The organism is Psychrobacter immobilis, from assembly GCF_904846225.1.
Taxonomy (GTDB): Bacteria; Pseudomonadota; Gammaproteobacteria; order Pseudomonadales; family Moraxellaceae; genus Psychrobacter; species Psychrobacter immobilis_F.
Map to the genome: position 1 here is coordinate 46,411 of NZ_CAJGZJ010000017.1, position 18,779 is coordinate 65,189.

An 18,779-nucleotide genomic window follows, 5' to 3' on the forward strand; every position below is an offset into this window, starting at 1 on the left:
TACGGTCTCATTTTATTACTACGCTAGAGAATGATTACTTGCTGCCAGAATCGCCACTTTCATCTATAGCGCTGCTTGACGTTTTCATTTGGGCGGTAAGCGCTGCATTACTATGATCGTGAGCCATAACGAATTCAACGTCACTGCGGAATCCTGCTTCCATCAAGTGTAGTGCAACGCCTAATGCGGCTTTATCTTCATAAATGACGGCATAAAGTGCGTGAGTGATGGGCATATAAATGCCTTCTTTGGTGGCTTTTTCATGTACTTGCTGAATGGTATTGACGCCTTCAGCTGTTTGACCAAGTTTTTTTACTGCCGCATCGATGTCCATACCACGACCGAGCATATTACCGATACGGTAGTTACGGCTCAATTCTGAGCTACAGGTAGCGTATAAATCTCCCACGCCTGATAACCCTAAGAACGTTAGTGGATTCGCGCCTGCCTCTACCCCAAAGCGACTCATCTCTGCCAAAGCACGAGTCAATATCATCGCCTTAGTATTCTCGCCGACATCATAGGCGGCAGCCATACCCATTGCGATCGCGTAAATATTTTTGAGCGCACCACCCAGTTCAACACCGCAAATATCATCACTGGCAAATACTCGAAAGAATGCACTGTGCAGCGCCGCTTGTACGGCATGGCGTAATGGTTCAGACTCACTGGCGATGACGGTAGCAGAAGGCATGTTTTTCATGATTTCTATGGCCAAATTTGGCCCTGACATCACGCCAAAATTCACTTCTGGCAATACTTCTTTAATAATGTCACTCATCATTGCAAAAGTATCTTTCTCCATACCTTTGGTCAATGACACAATAGACTGACCGCTAATGAAAGGCGCGATATTTTTTAAGGTTTCGCGAAACGCCAAACCTGGTACAGCGATAAAAATAATGTCTTTGTCTTTGACAGATGCTGCTAAGTCATGACTATACTTCAGACGATCATCAAGCTTATAACCTGGCAAATATTTTTTGTTGGTTTGGGTTTTTACCATCGCCTTTACGGTACGCTTGTTACGTACCCATAGTGTGGTATCACAGCCATTTCGTGCCGCTAAATTTGCCATTGCCGTACCAAAACTACCACCGCCTAAAAATGCCAAACGCAGCTTGGTAGGATTACTGTGAATGGCCGCCATGTTTTTTGCCACCGCGGACTCTACCGCGCTAGGATTAAGTTTTTTGCGGCCGATACCTGATTTGGTCGCACGTTCGATAATTCCTGACAGAAGGCTGTTTTGCTTCTCGGCGGTATTCTTATCTTTTCCACTCTTATCGTTACTGCTGTCTTTCTTACTATCACTAGGACTGGTCATGTTTTTTTATCCGTGTTGAATGGCTTATTATTAATAATAATTTATCACAATTTGTGTGCTGAGACCGACTGTCTTTTTAGATGCTCATTCTATTAAATAGACAGTGCGGTTATCTATTACGGACATTATGACTCAAATCGTACTAATGGCTCGATATCAATAGCTTTACGGGCAGGCTCATCTTTGGGGCTGGTGCCAGTATAAACAAAAGCAGTCACATAATCATCTGGACCAACATCAAAATATGCTTTTACGGCAGGTTCATTACACAGTAATCCAGTACGCCATAAGGTATTAAATCCTTGCGCTTTTAGGGCCAAAATAAGGTTTTGTATCGCAGAGCCCGCACTTAACATTTGCTCAAAAGGAGGCACTTTTTTGTGTGCTTGCATTTTAGTGACAACGGTGATGATAAGGGGGGCACGTAACGGCATGGTCTGCGTCTTTCTGATGTCTTTTTCAGACAATACGTCTCCCTCTCTCTCCGCTTTTGCTTGGGCAGCTTCGAGCAAGGCACGTCCTAATTCATGACGAGATTCGCCTTGCGTCACGATGAAGCGCCATGGACGCAGTTTCTTATGATCGGGCGCGGTTACGGCACACTCAATGGCCGCTTCAATCTGGGCACGAGTCGGTGCTGGCGCGTCCAAATTGCCCATACTACGTCTTGAGTTAATCCAGCCAACCAACGCTTCAGCAGATAACGGCGGGCTATCCATTGTTATATTATTAATGGACAATTTTTTTTCCTGTTGCGCTTCATCATTTTCATCATATGACGTCATTATCGATCCTTATTTATTATTATCTATACCTGTTTTTTTATTCAAAACTAAATCTTTTATCTTGAGCTGACTGACTATTAAGGCCTATTGACGCTAAAAAATACTGATTATGCAGCATCTCCGATACGATGCGCCATTTTTAAATAATCCTCTGACTGCATCTCAAGTAAACGTGAACGTGTACGCTCAATCTCAAACGCCAGCTTCTCTCCTTGATACAGATCCAGTATCGATTGTTCGGCTCGAACTAAAAGCTTTACGCGGCGATCATAAAACTCATCAACGAGGTAAATAAAACGGCGCGTCGGATCACGCAAATCATCATCCAGCGCTGGTACTGAATTAACCAGTACGGTGTTGAATTGCTTAGCGATTTCGATAAAATCAGAGGCTGAACGCGGCTCCATACATAAATGACGGAAATCGCAAAACAGGATATCTTCGGTACGAGCGTTGATCTTTATTTCACGGCCATTAATAGTGATGGGCTCATAACTGATTTTTTGGTTATTGGATAAGCTAGCAAAACGGTTGGCCAACCAATGGTGGTTGGCTTTGGTCATGGGTGATTCAAATAGTTCCGCTTGCTGCAACACACGCAAACGATAGTCAATACCAGAGTCGATATTCATGACCATTGTATGACGCTCAACTTCGGCAATGGCTGGTAAAAAGCGATCACGATGCAACCCATCTTTATAGAGTCCTGATGGCTCAATGTTTGACGTTGCGACCAAAGTAATGCCACGATTGAACAGCATGGTGAAAAGATCACCTAAAATCATGGCATCAGAAACGTTAGAGACAAAGAATTCATCAAAACAGATGATAACCGCTTCTTCATAGATAATATCAGCCACTTTCTCTAATGGATCACTCTCACCTTGCAGCTTATGTAACTCTTGATGCACGCGCTGCATGAAATGATGAAAATGCAGACGCATCTTGCGCTCAATGGTGAGAGAATCATAAAACATATCCATCATCCATGTTTTACCGCGGCCCACTCCACCCCACATATATAACCCCTTGGGCGCGGTAGGTTTGGATTTTAAAAAGCTAAAAAAACCCTTTTTTTGATCCACACTATTGATGAGCTGATGATGAACCTCATCAAGATAGCTCATGGCCTTGAATTGCTGCTCATCTTGAGTAAAGTCGTCCGTACTGACGGCTTGCTCGTAACGTTGCAATGGAGATAAACTCATAATACGACTCATCATTAGATAAAATAAATATTAAAGTAATTGGTTAATGCTTTTTTACCGCGTAAACATAAAGTGATAACAAACTATTATTTGATAGAACTACCACATCACAATATCGGCAAGTACAAAAACTATATATCGCTACCAAAACTGTGTTTCTCTAATAAACCTTTAAGCTCTGACAAGCGACCATGGAAAAAGTGACCAGCACCATCCACAACGCTGACAGCAATGCCTAATTGTTCGGCGAATGCTTGCATGTTCTGAGGATCAATGACTTCATCCGCATTGCCATAAATCTCAAAAGTTTTATCGGCTGGTAAACGTATATCACTACTGTCGTTTTTTTCAACCGATGGCGCAATAAGCGCAATGTTAGCAATTTCAAAGTCGCTTACGCCCCATATATGAGACGCTTCAAGCACTTGCTCAGCCACACGCGCTGTCACATAACCGCCAAAAGAAAAACCACCAAGCCATAGTTTACGCGCATTGGTTTGTTCGGCAATCCATTGTAGCACGGTCATTGCGTCCACTACTTCACCTTCAGCATAATCATGTTCACCCGTCGACTGGCCCACACCGCGAAAGTTAAAGCGCACCACATGCATACCGTTATCACGGGCGAAACGATACATAGTCGTGACCACTTTATTATTCATCGTACCGTCAAATAGAGGGTTGGGATGACAAAGCAGTGCCACTGTGTCGGTCTGTGGATCGTTAGGATTGTCTTGTTGCCAAAGCGCGTCGACTTCGAGCACGCCAGCAGGAGCCGGAATCAATTGCATAAAATTACTTACTGATTGAGAATGAATAGGTCAATTATCCTAGATATGGTTTATATTTCAAGTGATTTGCTGTGTAAGAGTGCAGCTTGTGCAGTTTTTTGATTAGTGATGACTTAAAACAACCCATCAGTGTCTATAAATATGGGTAATTTCAACCTTTGTCGCTCATCACTGTGCCAACATGCAAGGTTAATATGCAATATCTGTGAAATATAGAAAACAATAACCGTCTAGACACTCAACGCAGGAATAGGTTAGATTTATAGCCGTTGTTGAGCAGTATAATCTATGATGTCATGCTGATGTAACATCTGCTTAATTTTACTATTTAATTTTTATGTTGAACTTTCAGGAGTTAGGAATCATTTATGAATACCATCACTAAAACGGCTACCTTAACTGCTACTTTAGCAGCTGCACTTGCCTTAAGCGCTTGCCAAACGACACCTTCATCACCCGTTATCCAACGTGCTAATTCTCTTTATGAAACGACTGGCATCGCAGACACCAAGGTCAAGGCACAGCAAAATGCTATAGATAGCGCGCAAAAAACCTGCCGTAGCAAACAAGTGATTATCGTCGAGGACACAGTAAAATATAACGGTATTTTAGATGAGCGTACTGGACGTATGGTTGGTCAAGTTGGCGCAGTCGTTGGCTCAATTTTTGGTACTGGCACACCAGATTTGTCACGTAAAGATGACTACGAATACACCATTAACTTCCGTTGTCAGTAAGATAAATTCGTTATTCAAATGCTCAGATAACGTTCGTTACTAGAAATTGAAACCTATGTTTCTATTTATATCGACTCGTCTGACTAAGTACAAATAGTTTATAGCCAACAAGTTTACGTGAAATATTCTATCGCGGCTTGTTGGCTTTGCTTTTTGTGCGGACATTTTTGCGTTAGACTATCCTATCTAATATTTTATACGTCTTAGTTCGTTTTTATGCCGTCAGTTTCTGAGCTTTCATCACCTTTGGTCTACTATTATGCGCAAACCCAATCTCTCCAATATCAAACAAGCTAAAGTATTAACGCCTGCCAAGGATTTGGCGACCTTAGAGGCCGAACTGGCAGCACAAGAAAATGACATAGAAACCAATTTAGAAGATACTGTCTTGCGTCTTAGTGATTACTTATCCGCGGTTGACATGGTTATCAAGCAGACCTTTAGTCATCGCGTGTGGGTAAAAGCAGAGATTCGCAATCTGTCTAGCAAAGGTGGTCATTATTACTTTGAGTTAGCAGAAAAAGATGACGATGGCAAAGTTGTCGCCAGCTGCCGTGGCAATCTTTGGCGCTTTAAAGCCGCTCGCGTCTTAGCAAAGTTTGAGCGGGCAACGGGTATGCCCTTGGATCGCGACTTAACGGTTTTATTAAAAGTATCGGCAGGTTTTCATGCACAATATGGCTTTTCTATTACCATTGAAGACATTGATCCCAGCTATACGTTGGGCGATTTGGCAAAACAATATGCACAGATGGTTGATCGCTTAACTGGCGAGGGATTATTGAACCTCAATCAGCAATTGCCGCCTCCATTTGATATTGAACATGTGCTGGTCATTGCCCCTGAAAAAGCAGCAGGACTAGGCGATTTTCAAGCCGATGCCGATCGCTTAGCTCATACAGGCGCGTGTCACTTTCATTACCATCACGCCACGTTTCAGGGTAATCATGCCCCTCTTGAGATACGTCAAGCCATCGTCAGCGCCCAGCAACAGTTTCAAGACACTTATCAGCGCTTGCCCGATTTATTAGTTATTATTCGTGGCGGCGGTGCAGTCGGTGACTTGGCTTATTTAAACGATTATGAGCTTGCCGCTTTGGTTGCAGAACAGCCGATCCCTGTGTGGGTCGGCATTGGTCACGAGCGTGACAAGGTCATCTTAGATGAGGTCGCGCATACCAGTTTTGACACCCCATCAAAAGTCATCGCCGCCATTAGTAGCCATTTAGCACAATTGGTCACTCAGACATTGCACTATCAAGCACAAATAAAACAAGCCACCCAGCGCCAATTAAATAGTGCTGAGCAGCGAGCAGAACGCCAGTTAAGCCAAATACAGTCACAAACGACGGGTCAATTGACTGCCCTACAAAAAGACAGTAACTATGCGTGGCGTAGCATTCAGCAAAGCGCCCAGCGCCAAGTGAAGCAAGCTGCCAGACAAACCGCCGAGCTAAATACACAGACTCAAACCTCGGCTTATCAGCAGTTGTCCATTGCATCTACTCATAGTGAAAATCATCAAAAAACCATTATGCACAGTACTCAGCAACAGCTAATACAAGCTCAGCGTGATAGTGAGCATCTGCGTGACATTGTGTTATTGCATCGTCCTTCTCGCGTGCTTAAGCAAGGCTATAGCATATTGACTGATGAAAAAGGCAAGCAAATACTCACCAGTAGTACCCAGCTTCATGCTGAACAGACGATACGTATTGTCTTAAAAGACGGCGAAGCAAAGGCACAGATTTTGGACATAAAAGCCACATAAAGTGTTTGCTACTGAATACCCTTAATAAGACGATAATCTCAAACTATCGTTAAAAAACAATGAAAGCACTCATAAACAATGAAAGCACTAATAAAAGCACGACAGTATTGCTGGAATGGATTTCTCGAAGCCTCTGTCTGCAACGGCATAGCAAGCAAGGAAAATTTATATTAGCAGTATCTGACGATTGATGTATCGATTTAACTTTTCACCCGCTATATCTAACGTCACTTTATTGTTTACTTCACATTAATTTTAGAAATTAGGACACACTATGACCACCTCTACTCGCAAACGCAAAAAAGCCGCCCCAAAAACCTTTAAGGCGGCCTACGATATTCTAAAAACCAATGCAGCTGAACTACAGCAGCAAGACGAGCCTGATATTGATAATCTAATGACCACCGTTGAAGAATCCATTGCCGCTTATCGCGTTTGCGAAACTCGTATTAATGCGGTACAACAAGCATTAGATGCCGCTTTCGCTGAAGAAGACAAAACAGAAAGTAGCAGCAGTTAAGCGACCTACTCTAGCTCATCAACTTCAAACACTTGACGCAAATAGGCAAGATACGTGTCATTATTGATCATGGTCTTGCCGGGGCTATCAGACAGTTTCGCGACTGGTTGTCCATTGCACTCAACCAGCTTGAGCACGATATTAATCGGCGTGATGCCCATATCATTGGTCAGATTGGTACCAATACCAAAACTGGTTTTAATACGGCCTTGGAAGTATTGATGCAACTCCCAAGCTTTATTAAGATTCAGACCATCGCTAAAGGTCAGAATCTTCGTTTTGGGATCTATCTTTAATTTTTCATAATGCGCAATGGCTTTATCACCCCAAATATAGGGGTCACCGCTATCATGACGCAGACCATCAAAAAGCTTGGCAAAATACAAATCAAAATCACGTAAAAACGCATCCATTCCAACGACATCGGTCAGCGCAATACCTAAGTCACCGCGATATTCATGCACCCACGCTTCAAGCGCCGCTTTTTGTGAGTCGCGCAAACGCACATCCAACGCCTGAAATGCCTGCATAAACTCATGCGCCATCGTACCAATCGGCGTCATACCTAGTTTTTTTGCTAAATAAACATTAGAAGTGCCGCCCACTATTTTTGGTTCAGCCTTATGCAAGGTCTCAACCACATGCGCTTGCCACGTTTTGCTAAATCGTCTACGAGTACCAAAATCAGCGACGATAAATGGCGGTGTACCACGACTGTCTTTGGCTTGTTCTGCTGCATAATGATGTAATAATGCGAATTTTTCATCCAGCCTACGCTGACCTTCTTCAATCACACTCTCATTTGATAGCGCATTAAAATAGAGCTCATTGACAATTGCCAGCACGAAGACTTCAAAGAACATTGCCTGAATCATCGGGCCTTCAATGTCGATGAATAAACGACCTTTACTGTCTGTACTAACCGTAATAAAACGACGTTTCAGCTTAAATAGCTCAAGGTAATCGACAAAGTCTGAACGCATAAAGCGCAAACTACGTAAATACTCTAACTCATCTTCTAAAAAACGCAGTTCACATAAACTGTCTAACTGCTGCTCAAGTTGCTCTCTGATATCTGCTAATGGATAGACCGAATCTTTGTTATTGCGGCAGCGGAAGCGATAAACGCCATGCGTCTGCGGAAACTGATGCAGCATCGCTTGTAACATTGTGAATTTATACAAATCGTTATCGAGTAACGAGGTAATAATAGGCTCAAAAGTTGTAGAAGTATGGGTAACGGTCATGTTACAGCCTTAAATACAAAAATGAAAAATCGCTAAACGAAGCGAGTGATAAAATAGATGGACATAACGATATCTATTGCTGATAGATAAATCATAAGCGTTTGAGTATAACGAAGTTTGGTTGATTTTTCATAATTCAAGAGCTATAGCAGCAAAAATACAACGATAATAAAATGAATCATCATATTACGATAGCATTTATGCTCAAGGCATCAATAATAAAAAAGACGCTAAGAATCATCTTAACGTCTTTTTATAAGATCAATTATGACCATTAATAATTAAGGTTTTGCAGGCTTTACCAACTTCACTAATGGCGCATAGCCTGACTGCGGCATCACACTGACTGGAATAAACTGTAACGAGCCGCCGTTGATACAATAACGCAAGCCGCCACGGTCTTTTGGACCATCAGGGAATACATGACCTAGATGCGAATCAGCGACTCGTGAGCGAATCTCAGTACGCACCATATTAAAGGCCTTATCTTCATGCTGGGTAATCACTTGCATATCAATAGGCTTAGTAAAACTTGGCCAACCGCAACCTGATTGATATTTGTCAGTTGATAAGAAAAGTGGCTCACCACTTACTACATCAACATAGATCCCCGGCGCAAATAAATTATCATATTCGTGACTAAACGCACGCTCAGTTCCTGCATCTTGAGTAATGTCATACTGTGCTTTCGTCAGTGTATTTTTCAGAGCGCCTTTATCAAACCCAGCATAACGCTTGGGATTTAATGTTTCAGCCACTGTCGTCACAGGCGCAAGCTTGGTCGTTGCTTTTGTCTCTTCAGGCTTATCATCCGCCAGACTTAAATCGACATGACAATAGCCATTTGGATTTTTAGCCAAGTAATCTTGATGATACGATTCAGCCAAATAGAAGTTGTCTAGCGCCTTGTCTTCGACGACGACTTTTTCCTTATATTTACCTTGTACGCGTTTGATTGCGGCATCAATCACTGGTTTGTCCGCTTTATCAGTATAGTAAATACCTGAGCGATACTGTACACCGCGATCATTACCTTGCTTATTCATGCTAGTAGGATCAACCACACGGAAGTAATACTTCAAAATCGTATCAAGATCGGTCTTATCTGCATCATAAGTGACTTTGACGGTTTCAGCGTGTCCTGAACCACGAATGACATCCTCATAGCTTGGATTTGGCTGGTTGTCACTACCATTCGCATAACCAGATATAACGTCAACCACGCCATCGACACGTTCCATATAGGCCTCAACGCCCCAAAAACAGCCACCAGCCAGATAGATTGAGCGAGTATTAATGGCCTTACCTTTATCGTTATAGTAAACACCATCTTTTTGATTAATAGTCTCAATCTTGCTGTTATTATCAAGCGCCTGAACATTGGCAGGCTTGGCTTTACTATTTTTGAGCTCAGCAAAATCATTACTGGCATTTTCTGCCAGTGCATATGCCTGCTCTGCTGTCATGTTGCCTTTGACTAAGCGCACAAGGTTACCTTGTTTATCCAAAATAGCCCAGCTTGGATAAACCTGCACCCCAAGTTTATCAATCAACTCACCTGATGGGTCAGATAATACAGGTAACTTTGGATAATCTGCTTGAACACCAGCATACCAAGTGGTGAAATCACTATCCTCTTTTTCATTGAGATGACCGGGGCTAGTAACGGTGACGACGTTAACGTCTGAGAATTTAGGATCCTTGCGCCAAGTTTCTGTTTCCTCAAGCGACCCCAAACATAATGGACACCAGCTTGCCCAAAACTTCACCAAGGTTGGTTTATTGGGATCTATCACTGCTGCACCTGTATCACCCAAGCCTTTCGTTAATTGCGGCAGTGATTGCAGCTGTTTGAGCATATCTGACGGCAGCATATCACGAGAGCTCTTCGCTTCGCTCTTTTTCGGACTGGCGCTACTGCTCGTGTTATTGGTGCTGTTGTCCGCATTGCTCATCTGACCACAAGCAATCAATATTCCTGCGCTCAATACAGTGGTCACGCCAAACGCACCAGCGTTTTTGAACCAACGCGATGAGGCACGTGGTGACTCTGTCGACGACTCTTTTGCATCTCTGTGGTCATTATTACGAATATTTTTATGTGGCATGATAGGTCCTTTCTACGAAGTCTTACGTTCATAGGCTGAAGTTAAATGATAACTTATGATCTTTTTAAACTGGTATCTAAGCAGAATATACTAAAAAATTTTAAAAGAATAAACGCATTGTATAGGTGTTAGCTATATGAGATATAGGCAGTTAAAATGATGAAATAGTTTGGAAAAATCTGGTATATACGTTAAGTATTATATGAATAGCATCTGATCTTTGTAAGATCACCTTATATATTATACAGTGAATATTACCCATCTTTTGGTAGTGATTGATGCATTGATACACTTTTTTGACAACGCAGTAAGAGTAGCGATATACAGAACTGGCTCACTCAATAATCTATGCTCAGACATATTATATGAAGGTAGAACAGAGAAAAACAATGCTTTTAATACAATTACTTACTGAGAATAAGCCTATCTACCTACACGCTTAAATGAGTAGATTTCAAAACAATTTAATTTGTAGCGTTCATGATTTAACCTTTGGCGTTCATAAATTGTGCTACATAATTATCGGCTGGATTGTGACGTAATTCTTGTGACGTTCCCGTTTGCACTAAACGCCCACCGTTCAAAATACTAATACGTTGGCCGACCTTGACTGCCTCATCAATGTCATGGGTAATAAAGACAATCGTTTTATTCAGACGGTCTTGCAATGCTAGCAATTGGTCTTGTAATTGAGCACGGATAAGGGGATCAAGTGCAGAAAACGCCTCATCCATTAGCAAAATTGGATTGTCCGTCGCTAGCGCCCGCGCCAAACCAACACGCTGCTGCATACCGCCCGACAGCTCATCAGGATAGCTGTGCTCCAAGTTTGTTAGCCCAACTTCATTGAGCCAGTATCGAGCCACTTCATGACGCTCCTTTATACTCATTTTGCGCACACGCAGACCATAAGCGACGTTTTGTATGACGGTCATATGCGGTACTAAGCCAAAATGCTGAAAGACCATGCTGACTGTTTGTTGGCGATAATGCTGCAACTCTTTGTCATTAAAATCCAATACATTGATAGCAGAGGTTGAATTTTTCGCATCTGAATGATTTGCAGTATGGGTCAGCGTTTCATTCAAACTGGTCGTAGGAGTCGTCGATTGAGCCTCATTTTTAGGGGTTTCTACATTGGCGGACGTTTTTGCATTGATAGCGGTATCAACCCATATTTTGCCACTCGTTGGATCAATCAAGCGATTAATGTGACGTATCAATGTCGATTTACCAGAACCCGATAGCCCCATAATACAATGCAGCTCACCTGCCTTAACCGCTAGATTAATATCATAAAGCCCGACCGAATAGCCCGTTTGTTCTTTTACCTTGATGCTATCCATACCGTCTGCCAATAATGCCAGTGCAGACTGCGCTTGCGAGGGACTGGCATTGTAGATTTTGCTGATATTCTCTAACTGGATATGATTCATCATTATTCTCGCTATTTTAATTATTTTATGGGCAGATTTTTCGTGAGCGTCATTTGGATTATGTACACTAATTACTTGTGCTACCCAGTTTTTCTATTATCCAGTCAGTTTTTTTATTAGGCAAATAACTAACCCACTGGACGCCTACTGGCTTCGATCGTTTTTTGACGAGCGCGCTTGCCTTGACCAAATGCTTGAGTAATACGGTCAATGATAATGGCCACGATAACAATGGCTGTACCTGCTTGTAAGCCTTGACCTATATTGAGCGTTTGTATCGATTGCAGTACATCCTCGCCAAGACCCGGCGCGCCAATCATCGAAGCCAAGACCACCATAGCCAGTGACATCATCACGGCTTGGTTAATTCCCGCCATAATACTGGGAAGCGCTTGTGGTAATTTTATCCAAATAAGTAGCTGCAAATGTGTGCTACCAAATGAGCGCCCTGCCTCCACCATTTCGTGATTCACTTGGGTGATACCCAGCATCGTCAAACGAATGAGCGGCGGCAATGCATATATAATGGTGGCAAATAGCGCAGGCACTTTACCAATACCAAATAACATCAATACTGGTATCAGATAAACAAAACTTGGCATGGTCTGCATCACATCTAATATCGGCGTCACAATCTTGCGGAGCAGCTGACTGCCTGACATAGCAATGCCAATAGGAATACCGATAACCACGGTGACCAATACCGAGACAATAAGCAGGGCTAAGGTATCAATCAATGCACCCCATAGTCCAAATGCGCCTATTAAAAACAGCCCTGCACCGCATGCCAGCGCAAACCAAATCTTGCGTACACCAAACCACGCCAATACAGTGACAAGCCCAATAATCAACCATGGTGGAATAACGGTTAATAGACGCTCAATAGGTAGCAATAAATACGTTAACGCCACGGTACTAATCGTACGAAACACGTCACCATAATTTCGGACAACGCTTGCCAATGTATTATTCAGCGGTGTCTCAAGCGACCATGAAGGGAAGCTGGATGACAAACCCAATTGGCTATCTCTGGCTGCTGTATTATTAACGACAGCCGCCCCAGTTAAGCTAATACCTAACTTAGTAGCAAGATTATTAGCGGCTTCTTCAGACACCCATTTTTGCCAAACGTTTGGATGTTCACGCAAAAACACCAATGCTTGCTCTTCTCCGCTACGTTTGGTTTCATTCATCTCCAAAATAGAACCATTAAGCTCATCGGAGGTGAACTGTACTTTTTTAAAGACAGCTGCCAACTCAGGATTGGTATCGAGAAATGGGGTAGATACCGCAATACCCAAAGGCGAGACAGGAAATCCAGACACACAATCAGACTTGCCATCAGCAAGTAGTAGGTCTTGCCAGCACTCATCTTTATGAGCGGCAAATTCCAATGGTGCAAAATCATACTTTGCCATCAAGCCAGTGGGCTGCCAGTAATAGAACAATAGCGGTTTGTGCTGCTCAAAAGCAGAGGCAATCTCGGCATCGAGAGCCGCACCCGTTCCGGGATGGGCATTATTAAAAACAGTATCTAAACCTGTATTTTTGAGTAAGCGCGTATTAAATATCTCACACGTCCAACCAGACGGGCAATTCATAAAACGTGACTTACCTGGGTTTTCAGGATCTTTAAAAAGCTCAGCATATTTAGGCAAATCTTTATAACTGCGCAAACCCGGGTTTTCTTCTAAGACATATTTGGGAACATACCAGCCTTGGGTTGCACCGCCCTTGAGCGTATCACCGATGACGGCCACTTTATTTTCTTCAATGGCTTTCTCCATTATCGGGGAGCGTCCAATCCATTGCTCACCAATGATTTGGATGTCGTTTTGTGACAAAGCCGTCTCAAGCGCAGGGCCCGCTCCTGGCACCTCTTCAATCGTACAACCATAGCCATCTTCGGCGATATATTTTAGGACGCCAGAGGTGAATTGACCACTCTCCCACGTCAATGCCCCAAATTTGATTGGCGATTCACAAGCAGCAGAAGCAGCTATGGGCAGTAGCAACATACTCATACACAGTGCAATTAATGCAATCCATTGGCGCATATGCTGTCCTATTTATTAGTTATATCGGTAGTAAAACAATCGTTAAAATAACGAGCGCTTAATGATATTTGTCTTATGTCGCATTATCCAAATTATGCGCTCAACTTCTATTGACCATTTTTGAGCATGTTTCTCTACTATTGATACTTATTAACAATTGTAGCGATTTATACTCTTGATAATAAATACTTATTATCGCTTTGTTAAGAGTAGTTTTTGAACGGTAACACTTATAGAACATTCTTACTTATAGAACCGTTTAACTGACCTGATATCTCGTTCACATCAAATTTTTGATAAAAAAATAGCACCCACTTGCGTAGATGCCTTTATTTATCGTGTCACTCATTCAAAAAAGCTACTTTAGAAACAGTGCCATGGCTTTTTTGAATAGTCCGCCATAAGGAGGCAATAATAAATTCATACCATTTAGCTTGGTCTGTACGAAGACAGGTTTCATATGGCTTAGACGCTCAAACCCAGCTTTACCATGGTAAGATCCAGTTCCTGAATCCCCGACCCCGCCAAACGGTAAGTCATGCTGCGCGACATGCATAATCACCTCATTAATACAGAGGCCGCCTGACACTGTATTATTACGTACTTTTTCTATACCGTTATAGTTGTCACCAAAGACATATAACGCCAACGGGCGCGGACGTGAATTGACGAAATCAATCGCGTCATCCAGCGTTTCATAATGAATGAGCGGTAAAATCGGTGCAAAAATCTCCTCTTGCATGACGTCACTATCAGGGGCAGGCTCGCTTACAATAACGGGCGGCATCAGACGCGTTTCGATATTCGACTCAGTATCAGTCAGCTGATGTATTTCAGTACGTGACAGCGCATCTAGATAGCCTTTGACGCGCTTAAATTGCGCACCATTGATGATGCGCGTGTAATCTGGATTGTGTTCAATATTAGGATAATGCTTAACCATCCACTCTTTTGCCAAGCTGATAAACCGCTCATGATGTTGACGCGGCACCAACACATAATCAGGGGCGATACAGGTTTGACCGGCATTCAATGTCTTGCCCATCATTACACGATTAACGACAGCCTCTAAATTGGCATCCTCAAACACGATCACTGGAGACTTACCGCCAAGCTCAAGTGTCACAGGCGTTAGATTGGGAGCAGCCGCTGCCATTACTTTTTTGCCCACGGCAGTGGAGCCTGTATAAAGTAGATGATCAAATGGTAACTCGCTAAAAGCCGCGGCGATATCAACCTCACCCAGCACCACACAGACCATATCTGGGGAGAAATAACGAGCAATCGTATCAGCAAACGTTTGGGCGAATTGCGGTGCGGCTTCACTCATTTTAATCATGATGCGATTGCCCGCAGTAAGCGCATCGATCATCGGCCCTATCGCCAAAAACAGTGGATAGTTCCAAGGCACCATGATACCGACCACGCCTAGCGGCTGTGGCTGGATTTCATTGTGGGCGGGTCTATAGAGCGCTGAAATAGGAGCGCGCTGCGCTTTCATCCATTTTTTGCCGTGTTTTTTGGCATGACTGATACCAGTGAAGCTAGGAAACAACTCGGCAAACTGGGTCTCTGATTCACTACGATAGCCAAAGTCTGCGCTAATCGCTTTAGCAAAACTTGCTTGGTTGTCGCTCAGCATGATTTCTAGATTGTCCAGTTGAGTTTCGCGAGTTCTCCAGTCATTAATCGGCTGCGTACGGCTCAGTGTTTTCAGGCGTGAGAATTGTGCGTGCATCTCATCAATAGTCTTCGCTGTGCTAAGCTGTTGGGCGGCTTGTGACTGCACAAGATTTGTATTGATTGAGGTCTGATCTTGAATTTTTTGGTCAGTATTTGTCATTTATCTTCCTTGTCGTATGCGTTAGCGCTAATAGGCTATATTGGGCGAAATATTTTGTATTTCTAGTCAAAAGATCACTTCAGTGACAACCTTTGAACCTATAAATATTCATAATATTCCATTCATTATACTTTAATGTAGCGCATCAACTGACCAATGAACAGTATATTAAGTTGACTGCCGCGTCTGTCACGGACAAGTGTTTATCAAGCACTTAACGCAATGATATTAAGCCCTTTTATCCTTCCGTTATTTCTACTTACTATAGTCAAAATACCCTAAAAACGCTACGGTACTGCTGCTATCAATTTTTTGCAGCCTCTGTCTGCGCAGGCATAGCAAGCAAGAAAAATTAATAGCCGTAGTGAGTGATGTATCGATATTACTTTTCACTGACTATTTTTCACTGACTATATAATTATTTACAATATTGAAGGAGGCAGTCATAGCAGATAATTTTGGGAGATACTCTCCAAAACTGCTACACTGAATATCAGTAATAAATACCTCTAAATCTGACAATAATAAGATTATCACTCTTATGCAAAACACCACGCAACAACTTAATGACACTCTTATCAGTAAATCCCTGTCAGCGGCTGACTATGTCCCTACTCTCGATGCCATGCTATCACGCACCCTTGCGCGTATTGATTTAAAAAAACAACAAGGACTGCGCACGCCAGACGAGCTATGGATCGTCGATCATAATGACGTCTATACGCTTGGACAAGCTGGTAAAGAAGAGCATATCTTGCAACGCACTAATACGCCTATTATCAAAACCGATCGCGGTGGGCAAGTCACTTGGCACGGTCATGGGCAGCTGGTTATTTACTGGTTGTTTGATTTAGAAAGTTTGAATTGGGGTGTGCGCACCTTGGTTTCTCACGCTGAACAAGCCATTGAAGATGTCATTAACGACTGTCTAGGCATATCTTCCTCGGACAGCACCGATACAAATAGCGCCAACATCAGCGCGCATGCACGCCGTGATGCACCCGGTGTTTACTTATATGCGGATACTTCTGAGAAACAAAATAATACTGGCAATGTGTCTGCTGATGCATCCATTGACAATACCATCATGCTTGGGAAAATAGCGTCGCTAGGCTTTAAGATTAAACATGGCTTTAGTTACCATGGTATTGCGATTAATTTAGATTGTGATTTATCGGCATTTAACGCCATTAATCCTTGTGGTTATGCGGGCATGCAAATGTTACGACTATCGGATTTTGTGGCGATGCATCGCCATACGAATAACGGTGCAGATGACAGTAACAGTGATGAAAGCAAAATTAATGAGCAAATACTGCCCTCTTTAAGCTATGAACAAGTGACGCAAAAGCTTATCGATAATATTGCTAAACGTCATGCGGGACTGATTGAATTACGAGCCATTGCATCCAAATGAGGTCTTTGAGTCCATTTGTGCATAATATCTTGCACGCTTAGACTTAAGCATTATGAGAAAACTGAACTCAAACTTGCTATAATCGCATCCAGTACAAATCGGGTGCTGCAACAATTTTGTAGCACGCCTAGCTCAACCTCTTATTCAAACACTTAAAACAAAAGCAAATTGGAGTATTTTATGGCAGATTTTAACAAAATTTTAGACGCAGGCGACGTAGACGGCGGCATCATCAACGTAGTAGTAGAAATTCCAGCTGGCAGCAGCCATAAAATTGAGTGGAATCGCGAATTGGCTGTGTTTGAGCTTGATCGTATTGATCCACAGATTTTTGCTAAGCCTTGTAACTACGGTTTTATCCCGCAAACGCTTGACGAAGACGGTGATGAGCTTGACGTGTTGCTATTAACTGAGCAGCCTTTACCAACGGGCATTTTCTTAAAAGCCAAAGTAATCGGCGTGATGAAGTTCGTTGATGATGGCGAAGTCGATGACAAAATCGTTGTCGTCCCTGCTGACGACCGTGATACAGGCAATGCCTATAACAGCTTAGACGATCTACCAAAACAACTTATCAATCAATTAGAGTTCCATTTCAGCCATTACAAAGACTTGAAAAAGCCAGGCACGACTGTGGTTGAATCTTGGGGTGATGTTGCAGAAGCCAAAGAAGTGATCAAAGAGTCTATCCAACGCTGGAAAGATTTATAATTTATTAACCATTGGCATAAATGCTAATAAAATAGAAACAATAAAATACCGCAGTCATTATGTGATAGCGGTATTTTTTTGCTTAAACGTTGCTTATATAAAATGGGTATAATGAACGCTATTCATCATTCACACGCATACGCCGTAATAAGGACAGCCATGTTTAATCCTGATCCCAGCTCAAAGTCAAGTAATAAGAAGCTGCCAAAAGCGGTCATCATGATGATCGAAAAAAATAACTTAGTGATGGCCATCAAAACCTTGGCAGCCGATGAAAACATCAGTATGGAGGAAGCCAAGGTACGGATTGATGCTTATGAGACAGCATTGAAAGTGAAGCAGCAGCAAAACCTCAATAAGATCGCCAATAAACAAGGCATTCCTAATGAGGCCATTAGTTTTGATAGAGAGCAAGAGTCTGAGGATGATACCGACCCATTAATAAAGAACCGTGTCAAAACGACTAAAGGAAGTCAAGAATTCCAGACGCTAAAAACAGGCGTTGACAGTCGGCTCAATGACTTAGGCTACAAAAAGCCATTGATGCCTTATTGGATGAAACGGTTGCTCGTGATTGCAGTGATTATTCTAGGATTGTTTTGGATATTGTGGCGTATTTTTGGTTAAATAAAAAACACTAAATCATCATATTTTATATAGTCTGTTATAAGTGGTTCCATTATACCAGTCTGTTTTAAGTAGTCTATTAATAGGCTTGAGGGGTTAAATAGCTGGTTCCGCTGAGGTATACCTATTTTTGTTTAAGCGTCAGAATCTATCTCCAATAATTTAAGATGGTGGTACTTCACCATAGATCGGCC

The 18,779-nt window shown here is 42.5% G+C and carries 15 protein-coding genes; 6 read left to right on the forward strand and 9 right to left on the reverse strand.

What is annotated here, in order from left to right; all coding sequences use genetic code 11:
* Positions 1-34: 34 nt before the first annotated feature.
* The 4 genes from JMX48_RS11015 to JMX48_RS11030 all read right to left on the reverse strand — a co-directional run bounded on the left by JMX48_RS11015 (position 35) and on the right by JMX48_RS11030 (position 4,111).
* Positions 35-1,327, reverse strand: coding sequence for an NAD(P)H-dependent glycerol-3-phosphate dehydrogenase (locus JMX48_RS11015; protein WP_201537708.1), 1,293 nt, complete (start codon positions 1,325-1,327; stop codon positions 35-37).
* 125 nt (positions 1,328-1,452) lie between these two features.
* Positions 1,453-2,046, reverse strand: a complete 594-nt coding sequence (locus JMX48_RS11020) for a nitroreductase (protein ID WP_413786364.1) — start codon at positions 2,044-2,046, stop codon at positions 1,453-1,455.
* A 173-nt stretch (positions 2,047-2,219) separates the two neighbouring features.
* Positions 2,220-3,320: a cell division protein ZapE gene (gene zapE / locus JMX48_RS11025; protein WP_201537712.1), complete on the reverse strand. Its 1,101-nt coding sequence runs from the start codon at positions 3,318-3,320 to the stop codon at positions 2,220-2,222.
* Positions 3,321-3,451: 131 nt separating this feature from the next.
* Complete coding sequence (locus tag JMX48_RS11030) at positions 3,452-4,111, reverse strand: alpha/beta hydrolase (protein ID WP_201537714.1); 660 nt, start codon at positions 4,109-4,111, stop codon at positions 3,452-3,454.
* A gap of 368 nt (positions 4,112-4,479) precedes the next feature.
* Here JMX48_RS11030 and JMX48_RS11035 point away from each other — a divergent pair, with 368 nt between their 5' ends.
* The 3 genes from JMX48_RS11035 (at position 4,480) to xseB (ending at position 7,139) form a co-directional block, all read left to right on the forward strand.
* Positions 4,480-4,848: a hypothetical protein gene (locus JMX48_RS11035; RefSeq protein WP_201537716.1), complete on the forward strand. Its 369-nt coding sequence runs from the start codon at positions 4,480-4,482 to the stop codon at positions 4,846-4,848.
* 259 nt (positions 4,849-5,107) lie between these two features.
* Positions 5,108-6,619: an exodeoxyribonuclease VII large subunit gene (gene xseA / locus JMX48_RS11040; RefSeq protein ID WP_201537718.1), complete on the forward strand. Its 1,512-nt coding sequence runs from the start codon at positions 5,108-5,110 to the stop codon at positions 6,617-6,619.
* A 274-nt stretch (positions 6,620-6,893) separates the two neighbouring features.
* On the forward strand, positions 6,894-7,139 hold the full coding sequence (xseB, locus tag JMX48_RS11045; RefSeq protein ID WP_201537720.1) for an exodeoxyribonuclease VII small subunit: 246 nt from the start codon (positions 6,894-6,896) through the stop codon (positions 7,137-7,139).
* 5 nt (positions 7,140-7,144) lie between these two features.
* Here the strand turns inward: xseB and pncB are convergent, their stop codons facing one another.
* From pncB to JMX48_RS11070, 5 genes are all read right to left on the reverse strand, one after another.
* Positions 7,145-8,386 carry a nicotinate phosphoribosyltransferase gene (pncB, locus tag JMX48_RS11050; RefSeq protein ID WP_201537722.1) on the reverse strand — a complete coding sequence of 414 codons (1,242 nt, stop codon included), beginning with the start codon at positions 8,384-8,386 and terminating at the stop codon, positions 7,145-7,147.
* Between the two features lie 281 nt (positions 8,387-8,667).
* Complete coding sequence (gene msrAB / locus JMX48_RS11055) at positions 8,668-10,494, reverse strand: bifunctional peptide-methionine (S)-S-oxide reductase MsrA/peptide-methionine (R)-S-oxide reductase MsrB (protein ID WP_201537724.1); 1,827 nt, start codon at positions 10,492-10,494, stop codon at positions 8,668-8,670.
* 485 nt (positions 10,495-10,979) lie between these two features.
* Entirely contained in the window at positions 10,980-11,930 is a 951-nt protein-coding gene (locus JMX48_RS11060) for an ATP-binding cassette domain-containing protein (RefSeq protein ID WP_201537742.1), read from the reverse strand.
* Between the two features lie 128 nt (positions 11,931-12,058).
* Positions 12,059-13,987 carry a glycine betaine ABC transporter substrate-binding protein gene (locus JMX48_RS11065; protein WP_201537726.1) on the reverse strand — a complete coding sequence of 643 codons (1,929 nt, stop codon included), beginning with the start codon at positions 13,985-13,987 and terminating at the stop codon, positions 12,059-12,061.
* A gap of 358 nt (positions 13,988-14,345) precedes the next feature.
* Positions 14,346-15,830: a coniferyl aldehyde dehydrogenase gene (locus JMX48_RS11070; RefSeq protein WP_201537728.1), complete on the reverse strand. Its 1,485-nt coding sequence runs from the start codon at positions 15,828-15,830 to the stop codon at positions 14,346-14,348.
* A gap of 541 nt (positions 15,831-16,371) precedes the next feature.
* On the opposite strand from JMX48_RS11070, the gene JMX48_RS11075 reads away from it, so the two are divergent.
* The 3 genes from JMX48_RS11075 to JMX48_RS11085 all read left to right on the forward strand — a co-directional run bounded on the left by JMX48_RS11075 (position 16,372) and on the right by JMX48_RS11085 (position 18,585).
* On the forward strand, positions 16,372-17,247 hold the full coding sequence (locus JMX48_RS11075; protein ID WP_201537730.1) for a lipoyl protein ligase domain-containing protein: 876 nt from the start codon (positions 16,372-16,374) through the stop codon (positions 17,245-17,247).
* 180 nt (positions 17,248-17,427) lie between these two features.
* Positions 17,428-17,958: an inorganic diphosphatase gene (locus JMX48_RS11080; RefSeq protein WP_198332004.1), complete on the forward strand. Its 531-nt coding sequence runs from the start codon at positions 17,428-17,430 to the stop codon at positions 17,956-17,958.
* Positions 17,959-18,117: 159 nt separating this feature from the next.
* Positions 18,118-18,585: a hypothetical protein gene (locus JMX48_RS11085; protein WP_201537732.1), complete on the forward strand. Its 468-nt coding sequence runs from the start codon at positions 18,118-18,120 to the stop codon at positions 18,583-18,585.
* Positions 18,586-18,779: the final 194 nt, after the last annotated feature.